This window comes from Vallitalea maricola (assembly GCF_036985595.1).
GTDB classification, from domain to species: domain Bacteria; phylum Bacillota; class Clostridia; order Lachnospirales; family Vallitaleaceae; genus Vallitalea; species Vallitalea maricola.
This window is the reverse complement of sequence record NZ_BTPU01000377.1, coordinates 1-286: the sequence shown is the minus strand read 5'-3', so window position 1 is coordinate 286 and position 286 is coordinate 1. Positions and strand designations below refer to the sequence as shown.

Genomic DNA, 286 nt, shown 5'->3' with positions numbered 1-286 from the left:
GCTCGCGGTATATGCTCGCAATTCTAAGTGATTTGCGTATAATGTGCCGATTCGAAATTTGTTAAAAACGAGCTTTATTTATGGAACAATTAATTAGTTTTGCAAGCGATAATGGCATGCTTAGCGCGGTTTGGGTTGCCTTAGTGGTAATGATCATCGTTACAACAGTTAAAATGCAAATGTCACCGATTAAACAAATCAGTACTCAAGATTTAACTTTTTTGATGAACAAGGAAGAAGGTATTGCGCTTGATATCCGAAAAGAAAAGGAATTTAAAGCAGGGCA

General features: G+C 36.7%; 1 protein-coding gene. It reads left to right on the top strand.

What is annotated here, in order from left to right; translation table 11 throughout:
* Window positions 1-80 precede the first annotated feature (80 nt).
* Window positions 81-286, top strand: a 206-nt coding sequence (locus AACQ14_RS24390) for a hypothetical protein (RefSeq protein ID WP_339366122.1), incomplete at its 3' end; no start/stop codon positions are given.